The organism is Marinobacter sp. LM1 (genome assembly GCF_042763285.1).
Taxonomy (GTDB): Bacteria; Pseudomonadota; Gammaproteobacteria; order Pseudomonadales; family Oleiphilaceae; genus Marinobacter; species Marinobacter nauticus.
In genome coordinates this window covers 2,082,918-2,108,761 of record NZ_CP114373.1, presented here as the reverse complement: position 1 = coordinate 2,108,761, position 25,844 = coordinate 2,082,918, and the positions used below count along the sequence as shown (strand labels likewise).

Genomic DNA, 25,844 nt, shown 5'->3' with positions numbered 1-25,844 from the left:
GGACACGAAAGTATTACTCAGCAGGCTCCCCGTCGACCTTGATGTTGAAAATTCTGTTCTCCATTTCCACAACCACCTGCTCGCCAAAAAACGCTTTACCTTCATCAATGGTGAAAGGCACCAGTTGGGCCAGCGTGGGCCCGAAAATATGCTCCATCTCGACCACCAGTACCCGGTCCGCCTCCGACTCTTTATTGGGATTGGCCGTTGTGTAGAACACTGCCGTCGCGCCGATCTTGCCTTTCTTTACCAGTGCAACGAGCGAACGCCGGAGTACCTCAAGGGCAACATCCGCCGGCATTTCCTCAATCTGCTTGATGCGAATGGTTTTGGTCTTGTCTCCCGTGTCGGTTACCACGGCGAACGGCTTTACCCCACCTGTCACCACGATCCGGCTTTCAAGGTCATCTACCCCCTTCTGGTACATCCGCTCAAACTGTTCCTGGATCATCTCCTTGATTTCAGCTTCAGACGGCTGCTGGGCATTGGCGTATCCGGGTGCCATCAGCAGGGGAACCAGAAACATCAGGAAGGTCATCAAACGGGATTTTAGCTGTGTCATACCTACTCCACTTTCCTATACAAGCTCGCGCAACAGGAGCGCACGGCTTTTACATTGTTTTTATGCTGGGGGTGCCCTGCTATCTCGGTTAGAATAGCCACCGGCTTTTTCTCCCCGTCCCAACAGGACGCTATTTCATTAGATCAGTGCCGCCGCAAACGCTACAACGCTGTTTTTGTGGCCTGTTTATCATTTCAGCAAGATTCCGGAGGACCCTTGGGCCGGGCAACAACGCGGGAACTTACCCGGGCGACCTACCACCAGCTTATGATGCATGCCTGCCGGGCATCCGATTTCGTTTTTCTTGGTAGCACAGGCGATAGCCCCCGTCGCGGCACCTTATGTGGCTTCTCGGCCATGGCCGTGTGCTCGAAGGAACTGCCTGGTGACAGTTCGCCCCCCATTGATACCGCCAGTCTCGCTCGGGAAATGGAAGAGCTTGCCGCACCATTTCAGGTAGAGCGCGGTACCGACCCGAATCTTCTCCCTGGCGGTTGGATCGGCTATCTGGGGTACGAGCTGGGCTACGCCCGCGAACGGCGGCTGGCTCAACTGCACGACGCCTCCACCGTTCCGTTAATGCAAGCCGGCCTCTATCTCTGGACCGCAAGTTTTAACCGAAATAGCGGTCGCTACTGGCTCTGGATTCATCCGGCATGCCCTGCTTCGATTCAGGATCAGATTGAACAATGGCTGTCGGCTCCGGCAAACCGCCAGATGCACTGGCACATGGAAGCCCCGTTTGCTCCGGCGCAAACGCCGGAAGAATTCAAGTCGGGTGTCGAAGCCGTCAAGCGCTACATAGAAGCTGGCGATTGTTATCAGGCCAACCTGTCCCAGGCATTCTCTGGCAAATACTGCGGCGATCCATGGCTCGCCTTCGAGAAGCTCACGGAAGCCAACCCGACGCCCTACAGCGCCTTCCTGAGAGCCGGAGACGACTCGATTCTTTCCATATCGCCAGAGCGGTTTCTGAAAATAGACCAGGGCGTAGTCGAGACCAGCCCCATCAAAGGTACACGCCCCCGGGGCTCCTCGCCGGAATCCGATATCAAATTGGCAAATGAACTTCAGGCATCCGAGAAAGATCGGGCCGAAAACCTGATGATTGTGGACCTGTTGCGGAATGATCTCAGCCTCCACGCTGAGGCCGGAAGCGTGCAGGTTGAGCAGCTGTTTGCCCTTGAATCCTACGCCAATGTCCACCACCTGGTCAGCCATATCAAGGCCACCCTAAAACCGGAAGTCAGCCCGCTTCAGGCGTTGTTAGATGCCTTTCCTGGCGGCTCCATCACCGGCGCTCCGAAAATCCGGGCGATGGAAATTATTCGCGAACTGGAACCTCACTGGCGAGGGCCCTATTGTGGTTCTGTCTTCTATTACGGACTTGATGGCCGGCTGGACAGCAACATCGCAATACGAACCCTGCTGTGCGAGTCCAACGGTACGATTCGTTGTTGGGGGGGCGGAGGCATTGTGGCGGATTCTGACCCGGAGGCCGAGTATCAGGAAACACTCACCAAGGTCAAACCACTGATGGACTTTCTGGAAAAGCTGAAGCTCTGATCTGCACCACAGCCGCACAGCCGCGGCACAGATCAGCGATTCGAAGGATCAGGCGCTGTGAATCGCGCTCGCCTTCAAAAATTCCTGTTTCAGATCGTCAAAATTGTGCACCGCCGGGAACTGCGGGAACTCATCAATAACGTTCTGGGGCGCGTGGAACAGAATGCCCGCCTCTGCCTGGCCGAGCATGGTGGTATCGTTGTAGGAGTCACCAGCGGCAATTACCCGGTAGTTCAACAACTGGAATGCACGCACAGACTGGCGTTTCGGATCCCGCTGACGCAGCAGGTAATTGGTGATCTGACCACTCTCCGCCACTTCCAGTTTGTGGCACAACAACGCCGGATAGCCGAGCTTCTTCATCAGCGGCATGGCGAACTCATAAAAGGTATCCGACAGAATCACCACCTGGAAACGCTCACGCAGCCAGTCGAGGAATTCCCGGGCGCCCGGCAGCGGGTCCAGAGTACCGATGACTTCCTGGATTTCCGGCAGCCCATAGCCGTGCTGGTCCAGAATACGCAGGCGCTGCTTCATCAAGACATCGTAATCAGGGATATCCCGGGTGGTTGCCTTGAGTTCTTCAATGCCGGTTTTTTCTGCAAAGGCGATCCAGATTTCCGGGATGAGTACGCCCTCAAGGTCAAGACATGCGAGTTCCACAACGGTCTCCTGAACGATAAATAAAAAGATGAGGCACCTGCGCCCCGGTTGGTGGGCGTATGATATGAAAAAGCGCGGCCAAATGCATCGTGTATCCGGTGTTGCCCATCTTTGATGGCATAAAGATATAGATCCTCATTCCTTCAGGGCATTAAAGGTTTACTGCTAAGCTAGCCACACAAGTTATTGGTACAGACTGGATGATTATGACTGATATCGACTCTCTCAGGGCCGAACTGGATGGTCAAAGCCCCAGGGCGATCCTGAAAGCCGCCCTCGCCCACTATGGCAACATTGCCATTTCGTTCAGTGGCGCCGAGGACGTCGTGCTGATCGAAATGGCTCACAAACTGACCGACAATCTCAGGGTGTTTACCCTGGATACCGGCCGACTGCACCCGGAAACCTACGAGTTTGTAGATCGGGTGCGCAAACACTACGGCATCGATATTGAAGTCCTGTTTCCGGATGCCAAAGAAGTTCAGGACATGGTCAACCGCAAAGGCCTGTTCAGTTTTTACGAAGAGGGTCATTCGGAATGCTGTGGTATCCGCAAGGTTAACCCGCTGCGCCGCAAGCTTGCCACGCTGGATGCCTGGGTTACAGGCCAGCGTCGGGACCAGAGCCCCGGTACCCGGAATGAAGTGCCGGTGGTCCAGCTGGACACCGCCTTCTCAACTGATGCAAAGCCACTGATAAAATTTAACCCGCTGGCAAACTGGAGTTCCAAAGAAGTCTGGGATTACATCCGCATGTCTGAGGCGCCCTATAACCGGCTACACGAGCAGGGCTTCGTCAGTATTGGTTGCCAGCCTTGCACACGCCCGGTGCTCCCTGGCCAGCACGAGCGCGAAGGACGCTGGTGGTGGGAAGAAGCCACACACAAGGAATGCGGTCTGCATGCCGGCAACCTGATTGGCAAGTCTGGCTGAACGGCCCGAAGCTGCGCCCACAAAAAAGCCCGCGTCGCCTTAACGGCCCGCGGGCTTTTCATTGGCCCCAACCTCAGTAGGTAGGCAGCTCGATATCCTTGAACAGCTCCTGAATCTCGGAACGGCTACCCTGGTGGGCCACGGCCTCATCCACCTTTTCCTTGGTGAGATGGGGCGCGAACCGTTCCATGAAGTCGTACATATAGCCCCGCAGGAAGGTGCCTTTACGGAAGCCAATACGGGTGACCGAGGGCCTGAAAAGCTTGCTGGCGTCCAGCGCCACGAGATCGGTATCCACCTTGGGATCGAACGCCATACTGGCAATAATGCCGACCCCCAGCCCCAATCGCACGTAAGTCTTAATGACATCGGCATCAGCTGCAGTGAACACCACTTTCGGGGTCAGTCCCCGTGACTGGAATGCCTCATCCAGCTTGGACCGCCCGGTGAACCCGAATACGTAGGTAACCAGCGAATACTCCGCCAGTTCCTCCAGTGTGAGTTCCTGGCCCTTGGCCAGAGGATGATCCTTGGGAACGATCACGCAGCGATTCCACTTATAGCAGGGCATCATGATCAGGTCGTTGAACAGGTCCATGCCTTCAGTGGCAATGGCAAAATCCACCGCACCGTTGGCGGCCATCTCTGAGATCTGCATCGGCGTGCCCTGGTGCATGTGCAAGGACACATCCGGATACTCCTCAATAAAGCCCCGGATGACCGGCGGCAAGGCGTAACGCGCCTGGGTGTGGGTGGTCGCGATGCTCAGGTCGCCTTTGCGCTGATTACTGAACTCCTGGGCAATCTTCTTGATGCCCTCTACCCGACGCAGAATCTCCCCGGCCTCCCGGATAATGATCTCGCCGCCGGGAGTAATGCGAGTCAGGTGCTTGCCGCTGCGGGCAAAAACCTCGAGCCCCAGCTCGTCTTCGAGCAAACGAATCTGTTTGGAGATGCCCGGCTGTGAGGTGAACAGACTCTGGGCGGTGGCGGACACGTTGAGGTCGTGGTGCGCAACTTCCCAGATATAACGCAGCTGTTGTAATTTCATTAATTCTGTCGCTCCCTGGATTTCCGGCCCTGAGTCAGTGCCTCAGGCTCAACTCGTGAACGCTGGTGGATTCATAACCGGATAATACGCATAAAGGATCAATTTTTCATTCTTTTTTGGTATACAAGGCAATCTGTATTCAGTGTAGACCAAATCTCTGGTTTCGCTGGCCCGACAACACCTTGCGTCAACACAGCCCTTGACTTGTGTGTGACAAAGCACACAATCGCTAATCAAACGTGCCCAGATCCCGGGAAGCCATGCTGCTGACAACCAAATTCCTCCGGCCAACACCCGATTCCAGAGCCGTTCAACGTCAACGGCTGGACGCCCTGCTGCAACCGGAATCCGGCAAACGACTGAATCTGGTTATTGCTCCGGCGGGTTATGGCAAGACCACACTGGTCAGCCAGTGGTGCGCCGGCAACAGCATGCCCACCGCCTGGCTCTCACTGGACGAGCAGGACGACAAGCCAAGGCAGTTCTGGCAGTACGTGATTGGCGCCTTCGAGCATGCCGGCCTGATCGGACTGGAGGACTGCAAGAAGCTGTTGGCCAGGCAGGACGACGACGAGCTCACACCCGCCATTACCAGCCTTTTGAATGTTCTCGCGGCAGATGGCAATGCCTGGTCTCTGGTGGTGGATGACTACCACGTTATCAGTAACGACACCCTTCATCGCCAGCTCGCGTGGTTTCTGGACTATCTGCCACCCGGTATCCTGGTGACCCTGGCGTCACGAACTGAGCCACCGCTGCCACTGGCCCGCTGGCGAGTCCGCCGCCAGGTTCAGGACATCCACCCCGGTCTGCTGGCGTTTTCCGAAGAGGAATGTCAGGAATTCTTCCGCAGTACGATGGCCATGGAGCTGTCCGAGGACGACATTCGGTCGATATGCCGTAAAACCGAAGGCTGGGTCGCCGCCATGCAGCTCTCAGCATTGGCCGGCAAGAAAGAAGCCGTCCTGCCCGGTCAGGCCCTGGGCTCACCGGACAGCCGACTGATTTCCGATTATGTCCTTACAGAAGTGCTTGAGCAGCTTCCCGAAGATCTGACGGACTTCCTGCTGGAAACGGCTTGTTGTCCGCGCTTATGCGCCCCTTTGTGCAATTCCGTCAGGCAACGCCAGGACAGTCAGGAAAAGCTGTCCAGCCTTCTGTCCCAGAATCTCTTTCTGATCCCGCTGGACAACAGCAACGAGTGGTTCCGTTACCACGACCTGTTTCGGGAAGCCCTGTTACAGCGAATCCAGAGTGCCGCCCCCTCCCATGCCTCGGAACTGCAATCCCGAGCCATTGACTGGCTACTGCGCCATGGCCATGTCCAGGAAGGGATTGTCCAGATTGTCCGGCGCAACGATACAGACCATCTGGCGGCGGTTCTGGCGGAACACGGCAACAACCTGATTCATGGCGGCTATCACCTTCCTGTACTTGAATGGCTGGATGCTATCCCTGCTCACAAGATTCAGGACAGCCCACAACTGCAGATGCTCAGGATCTGGGGGCTGTTTTTCGCAAACCGGGTGGAAAGTCTGGACCCGCTTCTGCTGGAAGTTGAGGATCTGCTGGACCGCCGCGTTGCCGATTCCCACCCGGATGCTGAAGGCGCACTGGCGTTGCACAGCGAGATTTCCCTGGTGAGATCCTACCTGGCCCGCACCCGCAACGACGAAAAAAACGCCTCGGATCTGACCCGGCAGGTATTGAAGGACATTGATCAGATCAGTATTCCCCTGAAGTCAGTCACCTATTACGGCCTGGGCCTGGACTATTTCGGGAAGGGCGAACTGAATGACGCCGAGGAAGCTCTGGAATCAGCCGTTCATTATGGCCAGGTAGAGCGGAAAGCCAGTACCGTTCTGTCGTCCGGCGGCCTGCTCGCCTGGATTCAATACCACCGCGGTGATACCGACCTGGCGCTGGAAACCACCGGCCGAGTGCGGCAGTGGGTGGACGAACATTATTCGGACCCCAGCCAGCCGCGACTGATTTCCTGCTGGCAGAACAGTGCGCTGACGGAAATCTATCGCGAGCGGAACCAGATCAGCACGGCCGAGGGGTACCTGGCCCCCTTGCTCGATCATGTAAAGAAGGGCACCGAACCTGGCCAGCATGTGGTGATCCAGTATGTACGCGGGCACCTGGCCTTTACCCGGGGTGACCTGGAAACCGCAGTTGAGGCATTGGAAGATGCCGTGACTACCGGCCGGCGCCGGAGGGAACACATCGTCTTCGAGCCGCCTGCCGCGTCCGCCTTGTTGGCACGCTGCTACCTGGCCTCCGGCCACGCCGACAAGGCTCGCACCTGTTTACAACCCGCTCTGGACCAACCAGCAACCAACCCGCTTAACCGGGAGCAGAACCAGATTGCCCTGGCCCGGGTACAGAATGCACTGGGCGAATATCAGCAGGCTCAGGACACCCTGTCCGCCCTGATACCAGCCGCAGAACGCAACGCGCACAATCGACACCTGGTAGAGATTTTACTGGTGTACGCCGAGGCGCTGGCCCACGAGGGCCGCAATGACGAGTCCGATGCCATGCTGGAGAAAGCACTGGACCGGGCCGAAAACGCAGGCTTTCTGCGCCTGTTTGCGGAAGAGAGCACTGCACTACGGGACATGCTACTGGATTTTCCCAGACTACGAACCCCGGGGCGGTGGAACCGGGAACTGCTCGGGATGCTCAGGGATCTGGCCGCCGGACAGCCTGGCGAGGCGTCTTTTAATGGCTCCCAGGAAGCCAATCACCCCATCGATACTGCCCGCCCGGGGGGCGAGACTGTAAATGTCCTGACAGAACCGTTGAGCCAGCGTGAGCAGGAAGTTCTCGTGCTGATCCACCAGGGGCTGGCCAACAAAGAAATTGCTGAGCGCATGTCCGTTGCCCCGGCTACCGTGAAAGCGCACATCAGGAACCTGTACGGCAAGCTCGGCGTGAGCCGGCGCACCGAGGCGCTGGCGAAAGCACGGGAGGTGGGGTTGCTGGAGGATGCCGCAAAAATGTGATGACCATCACATTTGACACCAATTAAGCCTGGCCACTACGCCCTTTGGACGATCCGTTTACGCCCCTTTAAGCCCTATCATTTAACCATGGTGAGGTTAACGCCTTACCTCGAAATCTGAAATTCAGGCCTTCAGACTTCTTGTTCCGCGTTGTTTCGACGCCCGGGTTCGTTAAGAACCCCTTCCATGAGAGCCACCCCTTGCGGGCTGGCTCTTTTTTTATGGGTCAGTTTACAGGCTTGCGAGAAATCTAGTGTTCAATGATGCGGCGAAACGGCGGGAGTGCATCCAATAGCAACTGCCCGTAGCGTCGAGCCACAATCCTGCGGTCCAGAATGGTCACCCGCCCCGTGTCCTGTTCCGTTCGCAGCAGGCGGCCAACGGCCTGCACCAGTTTGACAGAAGCGTCCGGCACTGTGATTTCCATAAAGGGATTGCCTCCACGTTGGGTCACCCACTCGGCCAGACTGGCTTCAATGGGGTCATCCGGTACCGAAAAGGGCAATCGGGTGATCACCACGTGGTGCAGATAGCGCCCCGGCAGGTCAATGCCCTCTGCAAAGCTGGCCACACCAAACAGTACACTGGGCTTACCTTCGTCAACCCGGCTGCAATGCACCCTGAGCACCTCATTCTTGGCCATATCGTCCTGGGTCAGGATAAGTTCCGGGTACTCAGGCGCCAGCGCATCACGAACCTGCTGCATCTGACGGCGCGACGTAAACAGCACCAGTGTCGCCTTTTCTCCGGCCCAGAGCTCCGGTAAACGCTTGACCAAGGCATCGGCGAAACCATCGTCGGTAGGCATCGCGACCATGGCCGGCACTTCCACCGTCGCCATTTCGGCGTACCGGAAAGAACTGGGCACTACCAGATAACGGCTGGCCTCAGGCAATCCGGCTCGTGAACGAAGGCGATCAAAGCGCCCGAGCGCCGTCAGCGTGGCGCTGGTGAGCACCGCTCCGTAAGCCCTCGACCACAATCTCGAATAAAGCAGGTTATCGGCCAGTACCGGCGAGCTGAACAAGGTAATGTCTTCAGCATGGTCCCAGCGCTGGCGCACTGCCCACCTTGCCGCCGGTGGGCCTTTACGGGCAGGAGCTTCGACCACCGGCTCCTCTTCATCACTGACGATGGCGACACCTTCGCTCCAGGCAATCCACAACCGCAGCTGATCTTCCGCCCTGGCATGAAAGGAACCTACTACCGGGTACCAGGAATCTGCTGTGTCCCGGTCCAGCTCCGGATCCTTGCGCTCATCGAATGCGCTCTGGAGTTCATCGACCAATGTTCCGAGGTGCCGACAAAGCCCTGCCGTGGCGATTCGTGTTTCCCCAGCCAGTTCGGCCAGCTTCTCGGGCAAGGCACCATCCGGATACCGCCACTGGGCACTGCGGCGCTCTTCGTTAAATTCCCAGCCGGTATTCTGCTCAACCTCTTCGTACACGCGAGTGAGTGCCAGATCCAGATCCCGACCCGCGGCACTGATCTTTTCAACCGCTTTGGCGGCCTGGGAGCCCGCTGGAAGCCAGGGCTGCATCTTGACCAGCGCCTGGGAAAGCTGTTTCAGCCATTGCCGGGTGGAGTTCAACGGCACCGACGCGGCGAAATGGTTCAGGGCCTTGTCGGGCAGATGATGGGCTTCATCGAAGATGAACAGCGCGTTCTCCGGCTCCGGAAGAATGGCGCCACCGCCCAGGGCCAGATCCGCCAGCACCAGGTCGTGATTGGCCACCACCACTTCGGCATCGTCCAGATCCTTGCGGGCATCAAAGAACGCACAACTGTCAAAGTAGGCGCAGTGCCGGTTGGTGCACTGGCGATGATCAGTCGTCACCTGACGCCAGATTTCATCGGGAATCTGTTCCGGCCAGTGATCCCGGTCGCCGTCCCAGTCCCGGGAACCATAACTGGCAAGCATGTTTTCAAAGGTGGCCCGGCTACGGGCTTCGTCGTCTACCGGCTGATCCAACAGGAACAAGGGCATGGTATCGCTGTCGCCGTGGCCTTCATCGTGCAGCCGCGCTTCCAGTCGGGACATACACAGGTAACGCCCACGGCCTTTGGCCAGGGTCCAGCTGAAATCCAGCTTGCTGTGTTTACGCAGGTCCGGCAGATCTTTCAGAACGATCTGATCCTGAAGCGCCACAGTGGCGGTGGATATCACCAGAGTCTTGCCAAGGGCTTTGGCCACTGGAATGGCGGCGATGAGGTAGGCAAGCGTTTTACCGGTACCGGTACCAGCCTCCACCACGCAGGTGGCCGGAGGGGAGGTGCGCTGGCCATCGTTATCGGTGATCTCACCCATGTACCGGGCAATTTCCGCAATCATCAGCCGCTGGCCATAACGGGCACGGATATCCTTGCCCGCCAACACATCCCGATAGGCTTTCTGAATCTGCTGTTTAACGTCCTCGGTCAGCGCCATTATCTCGGGCTCACCCAGTCACGCACGGTACCTACACGGAAAAACTGGCCGTTCTTGCTAAGCACCACGCCGTCTTCGGTAATACGTTCCACCAACAGCGGCCCAAAGCCATCTCCCGGTTTCAGGTAATGACCATTAATCATCACCCGACTGGCGGAAGGATCAGATGCAAAAATATGACTGTTAAAGGTCAAATCAGGGACACTCTTCTGAAAAGAAAGGGGCAGTTCCACGAGATGAGGCACCCTGCCCTGCGGCACCCGTTCCGTCAAGGCCGATTGCGGCACAGGTTCAACCTCAGACCGGCGGGGAACAATCACCACCGGTGCCTCCCGGGGCTGCGGCTTGACGTCCGCCTCACGTGCCCTGGCATCATCAGGCGCCTCAGTGACCACGCCTGTACCTGTTGCCTGAGACAGGTCCTGCCCTCCGGAAACCCGGACCGGATCCGCTATTTCAGTCTCTGGAAGCGGCTCAGGCTCAGGCTGAGCCGCCGGCACATCGGGTACCGGTTCGGACTGTTCCTGGGCTACAGCAGGAGCCCCCTGCACCGTCACGATCTTTGCGTCTCGCTCCGGCCAGAACAACCAGGCAAGCACACCCGCGTTCACCAGCAACGCCAGCGCAACCCACACCACAGCCGATACCGGCTTACGTTTGGGGCGGTAGACCATCTGTACCGGCTGCCCGAGATCCGGCGCTTTGCCCTGTCGGCGCTCAGCTTCGGATTTTCGGAGCGCATCGAGAATATACGACATACGCTACCCGCTCCTGGCCATCTCTGCTGACACCAGCCGTGGAATATTGTCGGCCAGATCGTTGTTCATCTGAATAATGGTCATGGCGCCGGCAATACCATCCACGGTGAGCCCACGTTTCTCCTGGTACCAGCGCACCTGTTCCGTCATATCCATCCGCTTGACCCGGGCCGCCTCCTGCTCACCGCTGCTCAGGCGCTCTGCCAGCTCCATCATACGGGCACCGATCCATAACTGCTGGCCAGAGTCATCGCCGTAGAAACCATCGCCGGTCATGAATTCGGGAATTCGCCAGAGCACCCGGAAATCACCGTACCAGTAGTCTTCAATCTCCCGGAATGGCACTTGCTGGCTGCCCCGGGGCGTCGCAATCACGGCCAGATCACCATCCAGTCGTTCCACGACGACCTGGCGAGTGCGGCCATTTTCATCCCTTAACTGAAGGATGGCCGGCCGATTGATGAACTCCAGGCTTCTGCGACTGCCTTGGCGTTCCAGACAGGCCAGCCCCACCGTTGCGGCGTAATCACAGGCGATCGGGTTGGCCGACCGTTCATAGCTCTTGCCCCACAGACCAAACAAAGCGGTGAAGGCCTCAGCCAACGACTGGGTGTGCTGGTTGAACACGAACCCCTGCGATGTTGGCTCCGGCGCCACGATTTCCGGCTGGTCAGAATCTGATACCGTTTGCGGCTCAGGCTCTGCCTCCCGTTCAATCACACCTGCAACGGACCGTTCGGCCTTGGGCTCGGCGAGTGCCGGGGTGGGTGAACCAGGAAGTTCAAGCAGCCACAAGGTGCCAATGATGGCCAGTATGACCGAGGCGACAACCAACCATACATGACTGCCCCGGCTACCGAACGTCCGCCCGGACGGAGCCATCGCCAGGCCGCCATTGACCTCTTTTGCCGCTTTGCGAATGTGGGTGACGGAGATCAGATGATCTCCCTCCGCATAGGCTCCGAGCAGTGCCCGGTCGCTGATCAGATTGATAAGCCGGGGTACGCCCTGACTTTCCCGATACAGTCTACGGACCGCCCCGGGGGTAAAAATATCACCCCGCATACCGGCAACATTAAGCCGGTACTGCAGATAGGCAGGCAATTCCTGCCGGTCTATTGCATCCAGGTGGTAGCGTGCCGTGACCCTTTGATTGAGCTGGCGAAGTTCCGGCAGAGCCAGGATGTCCTGCAATTCCGGCTGGCCAAGCAGGACAATCTGAAGCAGTTTCTTTTCCGAGGTTTCCAGGTTGGTCAGCAAGCGCAGCTGTTCGAGCACCTCAGCAGAGAGGTTCTGGGCCTCGTCAATAATCAACACCTTGTGCCGGCCAGCGGCGTGGGCTTTCAGCAAATCCTGATTGATGCTGTCGACCAGGGTCTTGATACTGGCATCAGGTTGGTGCGCTATTTCAAGTTCGTCACAAACGGACGACAGCAGCTCCCTGGCAGACAGGCGCGGATTCAGTACCAGCGCAATATCCACATGTGCCGGCGCATTTTCGATGAAGCAGCGACAAACCGTGGTTTTACCGGTGCCCACCTCGCCGGTGATCACAATGAAACCGCCCTGCCCCTGCACACCGTACATCAGGTGCGCCAGAGCTTCCTTGTGGCGATCGCTGAGGTAGAGATATCGGGGGTCGGGAGCGATTGAAAATGGCGGCTCACGAAAGCCGAAGAAATCGTAGTACATGGTTCCTCAGGGCCTGGCCGGGCTGTCACCGCTTACCAGTTTGAGTTCCGCTGCGCGCCGGTTTTGCTGTTTCAGGCGGCGAACGCAACGCTCCAGGGTTTTCGAGATCCGCGCGTGGGAGCGAATCATGGATATTTTCGGCCAGGTAGCCCGCTCTCCTTCCAGAATCATCTCACGAACATACTCGGGGCTCGGGTTGGCAAGCATACGCCGAAAATGTCGCAGCGAATAGTTCGGCGCGATGGTCACGTCACCGGAGTAACGCTGAGCCATAATGGTATACATCTGGCCGGAAAGCTGCCGCAGAATCTCTGGCCGCACCCGCTTTCTCAGGTAATCGAATACGCCTTGCCCGTGGAACTGTATCTCGGATTTCAGCAAGTGTGACGGCAGATTGGTCAGTGACAGTTTTTCATCCTGGCCACGATCAGTCAGAAACGGCACCACGTGAGGGTTGGTCTGGCTGACAATGGTGAAATTTACATCATAAAGATGCATCAGTCGTTCAATGGGCAGATCGCTCACAACAGAGCCGTCCACAAACTTGAGCCGCGGCATGTAAGGCAGCGAATTGCCATTGAGATCTTTCTTCATCAGCGTCACCGGCGGGAAAATACCCGGTACTGCGGCACTGGCCAGGGCGGCACTCCACACCAACAGGTACGGTGACGTGTAACCGCACAGCAAGCGGGCTTTCTGATGCGCCTGCACCGGAGACACACTGATATTAATACTGCGCCCCGTGCGCTGGTAGGCTTCCTCAAAGGTATAGTCGCCAATATTCTCACGCAGGCATCGGCGCAATGTGTCCTGGTCCATCAGACCGGTTCCGCGCATGGCGCTTAACAACCCCCGCCATTTCCATGCTTTCAGGTTATGGCTTTCAGGCACCAGCATTTCAGGAATTTCAGCATCGGTATGAACCCCCAGAATGCCGGCGATAATGGCGCCGATGCTGGAGCCGGCAATCACCTGCGGCAAAAGGCCTTTCTCCCACAGCGCCTTGATAACCCCGAAATGGAACATGCCCAGACTGGCGCCACCACTCAACAGTAAGGTGGGCCGCCCGTAGCTTGTCAGGGTGTCGCGGAAAAACTGCAGTTTGTCATACACCGGAAAGCCAGGGACCGGGTGGTCACAGAGGTAATCCAGCGACTCACAGACCTGAGTGATGTATTCTTCAATCAGGTGTTTGGTACCGACGCGGGAGCGGGTGTACAGCGCCGGATTCCCCATGTTGCCAAGGTCGTGATGCAACCCTTCCCTGAGCGCGCGCTTCAGGCGCTCGAAATCATTCTGTTGGCGATACTGCTTGAGATTGGACAGGCGATCATAGATCAGCTCGTAATGGTAAAGATCGGAGGCAAAATCCTCTTTCCATTCAGCATTGCCCTCAAGAAAATCCAGCTCCAGTGCGGCCGCTTTCCACTGTTCATAATTCGTGGCCTGCGCCAGCATTTGTCGGAAACGGGTTATTCTCGGGTCCTTGATCACCTGTCGCCTCCCGGCTTGTACACTCAGAAATCGTCGAGCATCAGATCGTCATCATCACTCGCGAAAGGATCTTCGGTGATCTTACCATCGTTAATCAGGAATTCACGACGCTGCAGGAAGGCATTGCGCATAAACGTGTACCGATCCCCGGAAATGAAATTCTCCGCCGGGATCAGATCTGCCCGCTTGTCCACAATCTGGAGCATTCGCAGGTAATACCATTCGGGGTTCTCGACCGAGTCCCACGCCGAAGGCAGCATGAATCCGTCCGCCGCCATACCCGTGAAATACCGGGGCGTGGACGGCCCTAGCAACGGCAGCATCAGGTAAGGACCGGAATCCACGCCCCAGGTTGCCAGGGTCTGGCCGAAATCCTCCGGCCGCTCGGGCAGCTCGAAGGCGTTGGCAACATCAAAGAAACCACCAAGACCGAAAACCGTGTTGTAAGTAAAACGGCCAACCGCCACAACCGCAGACTCACCCTTCAGCTGCAGAAGGCTGTTGGTGAAGTTACGGATTTCGGTCAGATTATTGAAAAAATTGGTAATCCCCCGGTCCACCAGATCTGGAGTGACAGTGCGATAGCCCTTGGCTACCGGCCGGAGAAACCACCGGTCAATAGCATCATTAAAGGCGAAGACCTTTCGGTTCCAGTTTTCATAGGGATCGCCGGTTTCAACCGGCATAGTCTGTTCACCCGGGGGCTCCTGGAGATTCTGGGCCGTGGCCGGATTAAAGACCGCCAGGGCCGGGAAAACTGCGATGACCATCCAGGATGACCAGCGCCGGGACTTACGCTCTTTCATGTCGCTCTCTTGGGTTGTTTAACCTGTTCAGTTTCGTCAACAATACCGGCGCTTTATTATTATTTTTCAACCTTCCGGAGGAAATCCGATGTCAGTACCGGGAAATCCCGTCAGCTCCCTCACCATGGCACTGCGATGGGGTGATATGGATGCATACGGCCACGCCAATAACACAGTTTACTTTCGTTTCTTTGAAGAAGCCCGGATTGTCTGGCTTGCCTCACTGGAACTCGGTGGTGCCGAAGATGCCACCGGGCCGGTCATTATAAAGACCAGCGCCACATTCCTGAAGGAGCTGACTCACCCCGCCAATGTGGTGGTGGAAACTTACGCGGACAAAGCCGGAAATACCAGCCTGGACACTTACCACTTGTTGAAAGACAAGGATACCGGAGATATCTACGCGGAAGGCTATGCGAAAATCGTCTGGACGGACCGGGCGACACGCAAATCCACCCCGCTGCCAGACACCTTGCGGGCGCTGGCAGCGAGATAAACAGGCTCAGCGGTGGCGAACCACGACGCTGCCAATGGAATAGCCGGCGCCGAATGAGCAGATCACGCCCAGATCGCCGGCTTTCAGATCGTCCTTGTGTCTGTGGAACGCGATGATGGAACCAGCGGAACTGGTGTTAGCGTATTCGTCCAGAATCACCGGAGCCTCTTCCACACTGGCATCGCGACCCAGAACCTTGCGCGCAATTAACTGGTTCATGTTCAGGTTGGCCTGATGCAGCCACATCCGGGTGAGATTATCCGGGCTGAGGGAAAGGGATGCCAGGTGGCCCTGAATGGTCTCGGCCACCAGGGGTGAGACTTCCTTGAATACCTTCCGCCCCTGCTGGACAAACAGTTTGTCTGGCTTGCCAATGCCGGATTCATCGGCACGATTGAGGAAGCCGAAGTTGTTCCGGATGTTATTGGAAAACTTGGTTTTCAGACGAGTACCCAGAATTTCAAAACCCTGGCCGGCTTTGGTGTCTTCCTCACGCTCAACCAGTATCGCCGTGCAGGCATCACCAAAGATAAAGTGGCTGTCCCGATCCCTGAAGTTCAGGTGGCCCGAGCAGATTTCCGGGCTGACCACCAGCACCGAACGTGCTGCACCATTTTCGACCGAGTTGACCGCCGCCTGCAGACCGAAGGTGGCGGAACTGCACGCCACGTTCATATCGTAGGCAAAGCCTTCAATACCCAGGGCTTCCTGCACTTCAATGGCGATGGCCGGATACGGCCTTTGCAGGTTGGAACAGGCCACAATCACGGCATCGACATCAGCCGCCGTTTTGCCCGCCTGGGCCAGGGCTTCCTTGCTTGCAGCCACGGCCATATCGCACTGAACCGACGGTTCATCATTGCTGCGTTCGGGAATGTAGGGGGTCATGCGGTGGGGATCAAGAATACCATCCCGATCAATAACATGGCGGCGCTTAATGCCGGAGGCTTTTTCAATAAAGGCAGAGGACGAGGGTTGCAGGGCGGCAACCTCACCGCGGGCAATTTCGTCGGCATGCTCGTTGTTGAACAGCTCCACGTACTGATTGAAGGCTTCAACCAGTTCATCATTCTCGATAATGGCGGGCGGCGTATACAGGCCGGTTCCGCTGATGACGGCTTTAATCACAATAACCCCACGTCACAATTATAAAAACGGTTTCTGACATCACAATGTCAGAAATACTAACACAGTCCGGCGGAATTGCCCGTGGGACTATCGTCCAGTGGCCCTGTTATGGTGCATCCGGCAAGGTTATATGCGGGTCTTTTCCCATTGTTTATCCAGCCGCTTCGCCGAAACCGTCATTACCGTGCCCAGTTGTTGGGCAAAAAACGACACCCGGAACTCCTCCAGCATCCATCGGTAGGTTTCCAGTTCGGGATCTCGCACGCCCTGCCGCTTCTGCTGCTCCAGTTTGGCGGCATACCGGGCCCATAATGGCTCAATGGTGTGGAGAAATTCCCGCTCACGGCCCATTTCCCGCGGCATTTTTTCCAGCCGGATGTCCGCCGCTTCAAAGTAGGTGCCGAACCGTTCCAGCCACTGAACCGGGGTATTGACCAGGAACCCCGGATACACCAGATGCTGCAGCTGGAACTTGAGGTCGGCCATGCTTGCTGCCAGCGCCAGATTAATCTTGCCCTTGAGCTGTTTCGCGACTTTCTGGTAGCCGTTCATGGCCTGAAACAGGCGCTCATCAGCAGCCTCCAGAGCCGGAATGAAGTCACCCCGGTGGCGGTCGAACAGCTCTGAGAGCGCCTGTTCGGTTCTGGGCAGTTTATCCGCCAGGAAATGCTGCATAACTGTCGACAGCACCAGATCATCCAGCAGTCCCTTTGCCTGGCCGATCGGTGCAAACATCAACGCCGACTGTTTGAACCGGGGCAGCTTTCGTTCAAGATCCGCCAGGGTATTACCGAACCGGTTCACAATCAGCCGCGCAACGCCGCGACGATGGGTATCCTCTGCGGTGAGCTTGTCCAGACACCGAGTAGCACGAACCTTATTACCCAGATCTTCCAGAGCCGGGTACACCGTGACCTGCATACCGCCTTTTTCCGTTTGAACGTGCTCAGGAAGGGTTCCAAATTGCCAGGCTATGTATTCACCCGCCTGTTTTTGCCCGGGCTCATCTCTCGTCGCCGACGCCAGCGCTTCTTCGGCCCGACCCTCCAGTCTGGCCTGGAGTTCCCCCGCATCACGACTTTCGGCGATGACCTTGCCTTTATCGCCAGTCACCCGCAAGTTCATTCTAAGGTGGCGGGGAAGCTCCTCTTCCGGCCAGGCATCCGGATCAATCTGGACCCCCGTCATGCGACGCAGCTGTTCGCCCAGTTTGATCGCCAGAGGCTCATTGCCCGGCTGCAGGTTGGCCAGCGCGGCGTCGACGAAGTCCGGTACCGGCACAAAATTTCGGCGCAGCGCTTTCGGCAGACCTTTTACCAGGGCAATGCATTTTTCCCGAAGCAGCCCCGGTACCAGCCATTCCAGGCGCCGGGCGGGGATCTGTCGCAGAGCCATCAGGGGCACATTCAGCGTTACGCCGTCGCGCTCACTGGTGGGCTCAAATTCGTAGCTCAAAGGGTATTTCACCCCCTCCCATTCCAGATAGTCGGGATACTGTTGGGCCGAGGACTCATCCAGAGGCCTTTGCAGAACGTCAGCCTCGGTCAGCTCCAGCTTCTTCAATTCCTCAGCGGATAACCCTTTCCACCAGGACTCAAAATGCCGGCCACTGACGATATCCGCGGGCAGTCTCTGGTCGTAGAACGCCACCAGCACTTCATCATCCACCAGAAGATCCCGCCGCCGGGTTTTCTTCTCCAGATTCTCAACGGTATCCAGCATTTCGCGGTTACGGGCAATAAACGGCGCCCTCGACTGGTAATCCCCCTCAACCAGGGCGCGGCGAATAAACAGATTCCGGCACTCCGCGGGGTCTACCTTGGCGTAAGGAATGCGGCGCTTGGGGACCACATCCAGGCCATACAGTGTGACCTTCTCGTACCCCATCACCTGGGCACGCTTCTGCTCCCAGTGGGGCTCAAAAAAGTGGTGCTTTACTACGTGGCCGGCCAGCGGCTCCACCCATTCGGGCTGAATGGCCGCCACCATTCTGGCAAACACCTTGCTGGTTTCGACGATCTCGGCCGCCACAATCCACTTGGGCGCCGTCTTGCCGACTTTGGAGCCCGGGAAAATCATTACCTTGCGGTTTCGGGTGGCCAGATACTCCCGCTTTTCCACTTTCACCGCCACCTGACCAAGCAAGCCGGCCAGAATGGCTTTATGCACTGCGTCGTAGTTGGCCGGCTGGCTATTCAATGTCAGCTTCTGTTCGCGGCAGATCAGGGTGAGCTGACGGTGAATGTCCCGCCACTCACGCATTCGCATCCAGCTCAGGAAGGTTTTCTGGCACAGTTTCTTGAGCTGATTCTGGGACAACTCCTGGCGCTGTTCTTCGAACCAGTTCCAGATATTCAGCAGGGTGGCGAAGTCCGATTCCTTGTCGTTGAACGGGGCGTGCGCCTGGTCGGCCGCCTGCTGCTTGTCCTGAGGTCGTTCCCTGGGGTCCTGAACGCTCAGGCCGGCAATCACAATCAACACTTCCGCCAGACTGCCCTGCTCCGCTGATGTCACCAGCATACGGGCTAACCGAGGATCCAGTGGCAAGCGGGCCATGGTGCGCCCAAGCCTGGTAACTCGGCGTTTGTCATCGACGGCGCTGAGTTCTTCCAGGAGCTTGTAACCATCGTTAACCTGGCGACGATCCGGCGCCTCAAGGAACGGGAAGTGCCGGATCTCGCCCAGTCCGGATGTGGCCATTTGCAGGATAACGGAGGCCAGGTTGGTTCTCAGGATTTCAGGATCGGTGTATTCCGGGCGGTTCAAAAAGTCCGTTTCGTCGTACAGACGGAAACAGATCCCCGGCGCCACACGCCCACACCGGCCTGCCCGCTGGTTGGCACTGGCCTGGGAAATCGGTTCAATGGGCAGACGCTGTATTTTCGAGCGCACACTGTACCGGCTGATGCGGGCAACGCCGGTATCAATCACGTAGCGAATACCGGGCACCGTCAGCGAAGTCTCAGCCACGTTGGTGGACAACACAATCCGCCGCCCCTTGTGGCCCTGGAACACCCGATTCTGTTCCTGGTTACTCAGGCGGGAATACAGCGGCAACACTTCGGTGTGACGCAGGTCGGCGTGGCGCAGCGCCTTGCTCAGGGCCCGGATCTCCCGCTCGCCTGGCAGAAAAACCAGTACATCCCCCGGAGGCTGTTTTTCCTGCCGTTCATGCTGTTCAATCTCGTCCAATGCCGAGAGCACGCCGTCGGTCCAGCCCTGATCCCGGTCGTCCTCGTCCCCAACCAGGGGTCGATATCGAATATCTACCGGAAAGGTACGACCGCTGACTTCGATCACGGGCGCTTCGTTGAAAAACTCGCTGAAGCGCTCCACCTCGATCGTGGCCGAGGTAATGATGACTTTCAGATCCGGGCGCTTCGGCAACAGTTGCTTGAGATAGCCGAGCAGAAAATCGATATTCAGGCTGCGCTCGTGGGCCTCATCGATAATCAGCGTGTCATAGCGATCCAGAAAACGGTCGTGCTGCACCTCCGCCAGCAGGATGCCGTCGGTCATTACCTTGACCCGGGACGACTCCGAGGTGTTGTCGGTAAACCGCACCTGATACCCGACCTGCTGGCCTACCGTCTCACCCAGTTCTTCGGCAATCCGGCTGGAAACACTGCGCGCGGCAATCCGCCGGGGCTGGGTATGGCCAATCAGGCCGCGGATGCCGCGCCCCAGGTTCAGGCAAATCTTCGGAATCTGAGTGGTTTTACCGGAGCCGGTTTCACCGGCAATGATCACCACCTGATGGTTGTTGATGGCATCACTGATGTCCTCGACCCGATCGCTGACCGGCAACCCTGCGGGAAAGGTCGCAGGCTTGTGCAATGCCTGACGCTTACGCACCTTGTCGAGCCCCTGATCCAGCCATTGCGCCATCTTTTCCAGGTCCTTGTTACCAGGGTTACCCTTGCAACGGCTTACACAGCGAATGATACGGGCGGCCTCCTGCTGGTTACAGGCTTCCAGCTGGCTCATCATCGCTTTGACGGCGGCCCGGGGGTCAACAGGAGTTTCGGAACGAGTGTTGTCAGTCATTAACAGCTGCAGGCTCATCAATGGATAGGTGGAACGTCAGGGCGAAACAGTCTAACGAAAACCGGAGCCAAGAAACACAAAGACCCCGCCGAAGCAGGGTCTTTGGTTGGCATGAGGGCCTCGCCTGTTACTTGGCGTTGGCCTCGTCCCGCAGTTCGCGGCGCAGGATCTTGCCCACGTTGCTCTTGGGCAGTTCATCGCGGAATTCAAAGTGCTTGGGCACTTTGTAGGCGGTCAGACGCTCCCGACAGAACTCCTTGAGTTCGTTGGCGGTTACACCTTCTTTGGTGGGCACTACATAAACCTTCACCGCTTCGCCGCTCTTGGCATCGGGGATCCCCACGGCGGCACACTCCACCACTTTCGGGTGTGTGGTTACAACATCTTCGATTTCGTTCGGGAACACGTTGAAACCGGACACAATGATCATGTCCTTTTTACGATCCACAATGCGGATATAGCCGTCTTCCTGGATCAGGGCCACATCGCCGGTTTTCAGGAAACCGTCATCGGTGAACGACTTCTGGGTATCATCGGGACGCTGCCAGTAACCTCGCATCACCTGCGGGCCCTTCACGCACAGTTCGCCCGGCTCGCCGACCGGTGTTTCGTTGCCGTCGTCGTCAATGGTTTTAACCACAGTGGACGGAATCGGCAGACCGATGGTGCCGATCTGGATGGCGCTGCGGGGATTGAAGGTAACCACCGGAGAAGTCTCGGTCATGCCGTAGCCTTCGCTGATTTCGCAACCCGTTACACGCTGCCACATTTTCGCGGTATCGCTGGTCAGGGCCATACCACCAGAGGCAGTCAGCTTGAGGCCAGAGAAGTCCAGATCCTGGAAATCCTCATTGTTGCACAGGGCCACAAACAAGGTATTCAGGCCAATAAAGGCAGAGAACTTCTGCTTCTGCAGCTCTTTAACGAATCCGGGGATATCACGCGGGTTCGGAATCAGAACGTTATGGGCACCTGCTTCCAGCATAATGCCGCAGTTCAGGGTGAAGGAGTAAATGTGGTACAGGGGCAGCGGTGCAATCACCACTTCCTTGCCCTCTTCCACCTGATCTTCCAGCATCGGCCGGACTTGCGTCAGGTTGGCCACCAGGTTGGCGTGAGTCAACATGGCACCCTTGGCAACACCAGTGGTACCGCCGGTGTACTGCAGCACGGCCAGATCATCCAGCTTGATGTCGACCGGGGTAAACTTTTCACGGGCACCGGCGCTGAGTACCGCCGGCAGCTTATGAGCACCCGGAATGTTGAACGCCGGAACCATCTTCTTGAGGTGCTTCACCGCGGCATTCATCAGGGTACGCTTGATGGGGGAGTGCATATCGGCAATCTCGGTCACGATCACGTGCTCGATGCCGGTATGGGGCAAAACCTTCTCCGCGTTGTCGGCCATATTGGCCAGAACAACCAGTGCCTTTGCGCCAGAATCGTTAAACTGGTGCTCCATCTCACGAGTGGTGTACAGGGGGTTGGTGTTCACCACAATCAGACCAGCGCGCATGGCCCCGAACACAACCACCGGATACTGGGTTACGTTCGGCATCTGCACCGCAATGCGGTCGCCCGGTTTCAGGTCAGTTTTGTTCTGCAGCCAGGCCGCGAAGTTACGGCTCTGAGTATCAAGATCCCGATAAGTCAGGGTAACGCCAACTGCTGTAAACGCAGGCTTGTCTGCAAACTTCTGTACCGCCTGCTCAAAAACATCCACCATGTTCTTGTATTTATTGAGATCGATTTCCCGGGGGATGCCAGCTGGGTATTTGTCTTGATAGAACTGCTCAAAATCCATCACCATCTCCTGTCTGATTGGCGCTGTGGGGTACTACCGGATGGGTTCAGAAGCCCCCTGATTGTAATGTTTTGCCAAGACCGAACACTCGGGAAAATCAACCCGACTAAAGTATCAGCCTCAAAAAAGTGGGGAGAGAATAGCAGTTTTGTTAACGATGAGGTAGTTTTCAGATCAGCAAACGGTACAACCGTACTCGAACACTGAATCACCGGAGCCTGTGATGAGCGACACCCTGGATACGCTGGAAAACATTACCTACGACGAACTGAACGAGGGCGATTCAGCCACCTTCACACGCACCCTCACCGAAGATGAGCTGGTGCTGTTTGCGGCGGTATCCGGCGATGTAAACCCGGTGCACCTGGATTCCGAGTTTGCGGCAGAATCCATGTTCCGGGAACGCATTGCCCATGGTATGTGGAGTGGCTCACTGATTTCTGCCGCCCTGGCCACAGTAATGCCCGGCCCCGGCACCATCTACCTGGAACAGAGCCTGTCCTTCAAACGACCGGTCAAGCTGGACGACACACTGACTGTCACCCTGTCTGTGCTTCGCAAGGAACCTAAAAACCGTGTGTCTTTTGGCTGCGATGTGCGCAATCAGAACGGTGATCAGGTGGTTACCGGCGAGGCCAAGGTGATTGCCCCCACCGAAAAGATTTCCTTGCAAAAACCCCGCTTGCCGAAAATCACCATCGAAAACTGAGTTTCGGCTGGCATTACCCCGGAAGGAAATCGATGGGGAATCGTACCTTCCGGGTTTCCACATTGGCTGCCCCGAAATTGAACATCTGTACACGCAAAGCAATGCGCTTCTCCAGCATCGGGTGGTCCAGCTCCGAGCCCACCACGTCACAGGCTGAGACACTGCCATCCGGCTCAATCACCAGTTCCAGGGTAACCTTACCCTCAAGGGTTGGATCCTGCCTTAACTCCCGCTGGTACAGGGAATAGAGCACGCTCTTCTGGGCATCAAATACCTGCCGGATATTGCTCATGGCACGCTCGCCCACTGACGGCCGGGCGGGTTCCGGCTGGCTTGCCACCTGAGGCGCGGTTTCCCGGGGAGCGGCTACGTCACTGGTTTCATGCTTAGCCAGTTCGACTTCCCGAACTGGCCCTTCGCGGGTTTCAACACCGCCGCTGCCTTGCAGTACCGAATCTTTCGGCGTTTCCGGTGCCAGGCCAACCGCCTGACTGTTACTGACATTCGCGACACGCTGCACCTCAGGTGCCGGAGTGTCCACAGACGTCAGAGCACTGAGCCGGTCTTTCATGGCAAACAGGCCAGAACGTGAGGCGGTTTCCCGAGCCTGCTCGGTCGTCTGCGGCGCTGGCTTCGGCTCCGATTTCGCCACCGTCGGTTCAGGAGGAATCTGTTGCGGCTCCTCAACCTGCTTCGGTTCCGGTTCCGGTTCCGGCTCTGGCTTGGGCTGTTCAGGCTCTGGCTCCACAACCGGATCTGGTGGCTCAACCGGCTTCGGTGGCTGTACCAGCTTCGCGAGCCGTGGCCGCAACTGCTCAGCCTGTTCACGCTCGGGTTCCGGTACCTGCAAGCCCGGGATAATGAGGGCAGGAATAAGAAATAGCGCCAGCATCAGCCCGGTTATCAGGCCGAAGCGGCCTGACTCTGCTCTGTCCCTGGACCAGGGCAGCCGGGACGGTTGCGGCAGTTCCCTGCGATCAGCCATTACGAACCTCCGACTCCACCGCCAGGCGCACCTGCCGGAACTGCTCATCGACACAGGTCTGCATGATCTTTCTCAGCAACCGGTAATCGGTATCCTTGGCCGCCATGATTGTGACCTCAAGACCATTCTCTGGCACCTCAGCCCAGCGGTTCCTTCGGTACGCCAGCTCTTCGGACAAGCCGGCAATGCGGGTATCTGTGGCTTCGATGCCGTCCAGGCGCGCCACTTCCCGGCCCTGGACCAGAATGGACTGGCCCACCACCTGTACGGTCAGGTTCTCCACCGCTTCCTGTTTGGCAGTCGAACTGGGCAACGGAACGTCCGCGGTGTTCTGCATGACCTTCACATCCGAGGAATTCACCATCAGGAAGAACACCAGGATGGTAAAGATATCCATCAGCGACACCAGATTCAGGCCACCAGCCTTGTGCATCCGACCATAGTGACGCTGGCGCAGCCGGGCTCGTCTCGACAACTTCACGCGCCTTCTCCTTTGCCTTCCATCGGTCGCGCGGCCAGATTGCGATCCTCACCAGCATCCATCAAAGACACATCCGGAAAGAGCTCTGCTTCCACAACGCTCGCTGCCACCACCGCCTGGTAAGAGCGCACCGTATCCATAACCGACACCAGAGTCTGGTAGTCAACGTCTGGTCCGACTTCCAGGATCACGTCCGTCTTGTCGGGCATCCGGGATTTAATCCGCTGCAACAGTTCACTCAGTCGTGAATAGGCCTGGCCCTGCCCGGTAACAGGCAACACGTCAATGAGGCCGCGGTCGCTGTCCGCCACCTCAATACCCTCCGGGAGCACCGTCACCACCAGCTGGAACGATTCGGCATCCGGCGCCTGCCCCGCTTCCATGCCCGGAAAGTTAAGCTCGATCATCCGGATCTGGCTGAACACCATGCCCAGAAGCAACACCGGCACCAGCACAATCATCAGATTGAGAAAGGCGGTAATGTCGAGGTCTGCCGAGGCCGTCAGTCTGCGATGTCGACGTCTCATGTTCGGCTACTCCTGATCAGATCCTGGAATGCCGGCACCATCAGGCGGCCGCCGCCGGCCGGTTTGCGGACTCAGACACCATGTTAAGGAGCTTGACCCCCGCCATTTCAAAACTGTCGACAATCTCGTTGGTGCGGGTCTGCAGTACCGCATGGAACAGGAGCAGCGGAATGGCCGACATCAGGCCAAAAGCAGTGGTATTCATGGCCACGGAAATGCTTTCCGATAACAGCGATGCCTTCTGCGCGGGGTCTGCGGCGGCAACCGCGGTGAATGCCGCAATCAAGCCAATGATGGTGCCAAGCAAGCCCAGCAGCGTCGCAATGTTGGCCAGGGTGGCGAGATACTGCGTGCGCTTTTCCAATCGGGGCAGCACTTCCATCAGCCCCTCTTCCATCGCGTATTCGATGTCTTCACGCCGGCAGTTATTGATCAACCGGGCAATGCCAGCGCCAAGCACTGAGGCAATTGCGCTGTCTGAGCTGGACGCCGCCTTCATGGCGCGCTGGTAATCACGTTTTTGCAGGGCGGGCAGAATGCCGCGCTCAAATGCCACCCGGTTTCGACGGCGAACCGCTCCGAGATACAGGAAACGTTCCAGAGTGATCGCCAGCCCGAGTGCAAGCACAATGGCAATCGGGTACATGAAGGGACCACCCTCCTGGAAAAAGCGGATAACGGTATCAAGCATGGTGTAGTTCTCC

At 57.4% G+C, this 25,844-nt stretch carries 20 protein-coding genes; 5 read left to right on the top strand and 15 right to left on the bottom strand.

Features of this window, described 5'->3' with window-relative positions:
- Window positions 1-13: 13 nt before the first annotated feature.
- The gene (locus OZ656_RS09840; protein ID WP_228223548.1) at window positions 14-562 is read right to left on the bottom strand and encodes a hypothetical protein; all 549 of its coding nucleotides are present in this window, start codon (window positions 560-562) and stop codon (window positions 14-16) included.
- A gap of 216 nt (window positions 563-778) precedes the next feature.
- Here OZ656_RS09840 and pabB point away from each other — a divergent pair, with 216 nt between their 5' ends.
- Entirely contained in the window at window positions 779-2,128 is a 1,350-nt protein-coding gene (pabB, locus tag OZ656_RS09835) for an aminodeoxychorismate synthase component I (protein ID WP_379945183.1), read from the top strand.
- A gap of 48 nt (window positions 2,129-2,176) precedes the next feature.
- Here pabB and thrH read toward each other — a convergent pair whose 3' ends face one another.
- Window positions 2,177-2,791: a bifunctional phosphoserine phosphatase/homoserine phosphotransferase ThrH gene (gene thrH, locus OZ656_RS09830; protein WP_011785066.1), complete on the bottom strand. Its 615-nt coding sequence runs from the start codon at window positions 2,789-2,791 to the stop codon at window positions 2,177-2,179.
- Window positions 2,792-2,997: 206 nt separating this feature from the next.
- Between thrH and OZ656_RS09825 the strand changes: the two genes are divergently transcribed.
- Entirely contained in the window at window positions 2,998-3,723 is a 726-nt protein-coding gene (locus OZ656_RS09825) for a phosphoadenylyl-sulfate reductase (RefSeq protein ID WP_081496559.1), read from the top strand.
- Between the two features lie 73 nt (window positions 3,724-3,796).
- On the opposite strand, the gene cysB is transcribed toward OZ656_RS09825, so the two are convergent.
- A complete protein-coding gene (gene cysB, locus OZ656_RS09820) occupies window positions 3,797-4,774 on the bottom strand; it encodes an HTH-type transcriptional regulator CysB (RefSeq protein ID WP_014421354.1) in 978 nt (325 codons plus the stop codon).
- 260 nt (window positions 4,775-5,034) lie between these two features.
- On the opposite strand from cysB, the gene OZ656_RS09815 reads away from it, so the two are divergent.
- Complete coding sequence (locus tag OZ656_RS09815) at window positions 5,035-7,785, top strand: LuxR C-terminal-related transcriptional regulator (protein ID WP_379945182.1); 2,751 nt, start codon at window positions 5,035-5,037, stop codon at window positions 7,783-7,785.
- 250 nt (window positions 7,786-8,035) lie between these two features.
- Here OZ656_RS09815 and dinG read toward each other — a convergent pair whose 3' ends face one another.
- Genes dinG through OZ656_RS09790 form a run of 5 tightly spaced genes read right to left on the bottom strand, consistent with a single transcriptional unit; the run spans window position 8,036 to window position 14,963 of the window.
- Window positions 8,036-10,213 (bottom strand): ATP-dependent DNA helicase DinG, encoded by a 2,178-nt coding sequence (gene dinG / locus OZ656_RS09810; protein ID WP_379945181.1) that lies wholly within the window; start codon window positions 10,211-10,213, stop codon window positions 8,036-8,038.
- Window positions 10,213-10,971 carry a general secretion pathway protein GspB gene (locus OZ656_RS09805; protein WP_379945180.1) on the bottom strand — a complete coding sequence of 253 codons (759 nt, stop codon included), beginning with the start codon at window positions 10,969-10,971 and terminating at the stop codon, window positions 10,213-10,215. Before OZ656_RS09805 ends, dinG begins: the two co-directional genes overlap by 1 nt.
- Window positions 10,972-10,974: 3 nt before the next feature.
- Window positions 10,975-12,663: an ExeA family protein gene (locus OZ656_RS09800; protein WP_379945179.1), complete on the bottom strand. Its 1,689-nt coding sequence runs from the start codon at window positions 12,661-12,663 to the stop codon at window positions 10,975-10,977.
- Between the two features lie 6 nt (window positions 12,664-12,669).
- A complete protein-coding gene (locus tag OZ656_RS09795) occupies window positions 12,670-14,157 on the bottom strand; it encodes a DUF3336 domain-containing protein (protein ID WP_379945178.1) in 1,488 nt (495 codons plus the stop codon).
- 23 nt (window positions 14,158-14,180) lie between these two features.
- Window positions 14,181-14,963, bottom strand: a complete 783-nt coding sequence (locus tag OZ656_RS09790) for a VacJ family lipoprotein (protein ID WP_022991148.1) — start codon at window positions 14,961-14,963, stop codon at window positions 14,181-14,183.
- A gap of 88 nt (window positions 14,964-15,051) precedes the next feature.
- On the opposite strand from OZ656_RS09790, the gene OZ656_RS09785 reads away from it, so the two are divergent.
- Window positions 15,052-15,459 (top strand): thioesterase family protein, encoded by a 408-nt coding sequence (locus OZ656_RS09785; RefSeq protein ID WP_014421347.1) that lies wholly within the window; start codon window positions 15,052-15,054, stop codon window positions 15,457-15,459.
- Window positions 15,460-15,465: 6 nt separating this feature from the next.
- Here the strand turns inward: OZ656_RS09785 and OZ656_RS09780 are convergent, their stop codons facing one another.
- The 3 genes from OZ656_RS09780 to OZ656_RS09770 form a co-directional block, all read right to left on the bottom strand.
- Window positions 15,466-16,587, bottom strand: coding sequence for a beta-ketoacyl-ACP synthase III (locus tag OZ656_RS09780; protein WP_379945177.1), 1,122 nt, complete (start codon window positions 16,585-16,587; stop codon window positions 15,466-15,468).
- Window positions 16,588-16,713: 126 nt separating this feature from the next.
- The gene (gene hrpA, locus OZ656_RS09775) at window positions 16,714-20,634 is read right to left on the bottom strand and encodes an ATP-dependent RNA helicase HrpA (protein ID WP_379945176.1); all 3,921 of its coding nucleotides are present in this window, start codon (window positions 20,632-20,634) and stop codon (window positions 16,714-16,716) included.
- A 127-nt stretch (window positions 20,635-20,761) separates the two neighbouring features.
- Window positions 20,762-22,438 (bottom strand): long-chain fatty acid--CoA ligase, encoded by a 1,677-nt coding sequence (locus OZ656_RS09770; protein ID WP_014421344.1) that lies wholly within the window; start codon window positions 22,436-22,438, stop codon window positions 20,762-20,764.
- Between the two features lie 223 nt (window positions 22,439-22,661).
- On the opposite strand from OZ656_RS09770, the gene OZ656_RS09765 reads away from it, so the two are divergent.
- On the top strand, window positions 22,662-23,147 hold the full coding sequence (locus tag OZ656_RS09765) for a MaoC/PaaZ C-terminal domain-containing protein (RefSeq protein WP_011785079.1): 486 nt from the start codon (window positions 22,662-22,664) through the stop codon (window positions 23,145-23,147).
- A gap of 13 nt (window positions 23,148-23,160) precedes the next feature.
- Here OZ656_RS09765 and OZ656_RS09760 read toward each other — a convergent pair whose 3' ends face one another.
- Genes OZ656_RS09760 through OZ656_RS09745 form a run of 4 tightly spaced genes read right to left on the bottom strand, consistent with a single transcriptional unit; the run spans window position 23,161 to window position 25,831 of the window.
- Window positions 23,161-24,132 (bottom strand): AgmX/PglI C-terminal domain-containing protein, encoded by a 972-nt coding sequence (locus tag OZ656_RS09760; protein WP_278350655.1) that lies wholly within the window; start codon window positions 24,130-24,132, stop codon window positions 23,161-23,163.
- Complete coding sequence (locus OZ656_RS09755) at window positions 24,125-24,613, bottom strand: biopolymer transporter ExbD (protein WP_022991142.1); 489 nt, start codon at window positions 24,611-24,613, stop codon at window positions 24,125-24,127. The genes OZ656_RS09760 and OZ656_RS09755 overlap by 8 nt, the downstream gene beginning before the upstream one ends.
- Complete coding sequence (locus OZ656_RS09750) at window positions 24,610-25,140, bottom strand: biopolymer transporter ExbD (RefSeq protein WP_278350656.1); 531 nt, start codon at window positions 25,138-25,140, stop codon at window positions 24,610-24,612. The genes OZ656_RS09755 and OZ656_RS09750 overlap by 4 nt, the downstream gene beginning before the upstream one ends.
- A gap of 40 nt (window positions 25,141-25,180) precedes the next feature.
- On the bottom strand, window positions 25,181-25,831 hold the full coding sequence (locus OZ656_RS09745) for a MotA/TolQ/ExbB proton channel family protein (RefSeq protein WP_014421339.1): 651 nt from the start codon (window positions 25,829-25,831) through the stop codon (window positions 25,181-25,183).
- Between the last annotated feature and the right edge of the window lie 13 nt (window positions 25,832-25,844).

What these genes read in the sequence shown, in the direction of transcription:
- OZ656_RS09840 (WP_228223548.1), bottom strand. Translation starts at nt 562, where the DNA reads ATGACACAGCTAAAATCCCGTTTGATGACCTTCCTGATGTTTCTGGTT.
- OZ656_RS09825 (WP_081496559.1), top strand. Translation starts at nt 2,998, where the DNA reads ATGACTGATATCGACTCTCTCAGGGCCGAACTGGATGGTCAAAGCCCC.
- cysB (WP_014421354.1), bottom strand. Translation starts at nt 4,774, where the DNA reads ATGAAATTACAACAGCTGCGTTATATCTGGGAAGTTGCGCACCACGAC.
- OZ656_RS09815 (WP_379945182.1), top strand. Translation starts at nt 5,035, where the DNA reads ATGCTGCTGACAACCAAATTCCTCCGGCCAACACCCGATTCCAGAGCC.
- dinG (WP_379945181.1), bottom strand. Translation starts at nt 10,213, where the DNA reads ATGGCGCTGACCGAGGACGTTAAACAGCAGATTCAGAAAGCCTATCGG.
- OZ656_RS09805 (WP_379945180.1), bottom strand. Translation starts at nt 10,971, where the DNA reads ATGTCGTATATTCTCGATGCGCTCCGAAAATCCGAAGCTGAGCGCCGA.
- OZ656_RS09800 (WP_379945179.1), bottom strand. Translation starts at nt 12,663, where the DNA reads ATGTACTACGATTTCTTCGGCTTTCGTGAGCCGCCATTTTCAATCGCT.
- OZ656_RS09790 (WP_022991148.1), bottom strand. Translation starts at nt 14,963, where the DNA reads ATGAAAGAGCGTAAGTCCCGGCGCTGGTCATCCTGGATGGTCATCGCA.
- OZ656_RS09785 (WP_014421347.1), top strand. Translation starts at nt 15,052, where the DNA reads ATGTCAGTACCGGGAAATCCCGTCAGCTCCCTCACCATGGCACTGCGA.
- hrpA (WP_379945176.1), bottom strand. Translation starts at nt 20,634, where the DNA reads ATGACTGACAACACTCGTTCCGAAACTCCTGTTGACCCCCGGGCCGCC.
- OZ656_RS09770 (WP_014421344.1), bottom strand. Translation starts at nt 22,438, where the DNA reads ATGGATTTTGAGCAGTTCTATCAAGACAAATACCCAGCTGGCATCCCC.
- OZ656_RS09765 (WP_011785079.1), top strand. Translation starts at nt 22,662, where the DNA reads ATGAGCGACACCCTGGATACGCTGGAAAACATTACCTACGACGAACTG.
- OZ656_RS09760 (WP_278350655.1), bottom strand. Translation starts at nt 24,132, where the DNA reads ATGGCTGATCGCAGGGAACTGCCGCAACCGTCCCGGCTGCCCTGGTCC.
- OZ656_RS09750 (WP_278350656.1), bottom strand. Translation starts at nt 25,140, where the DNA reads ATGAGACGTCGACATCGCAGACTGACGGCCTCGGCAGACCTCGACATT.
- OZ656_RS09745 (WP_014421339.1), bottom strand. Translation starts at nt 25,831, where the DNA reads ATGCTTGATACCGTTATCCGCTTTTTCCAGGAGGGTGGTCCCTTCATG.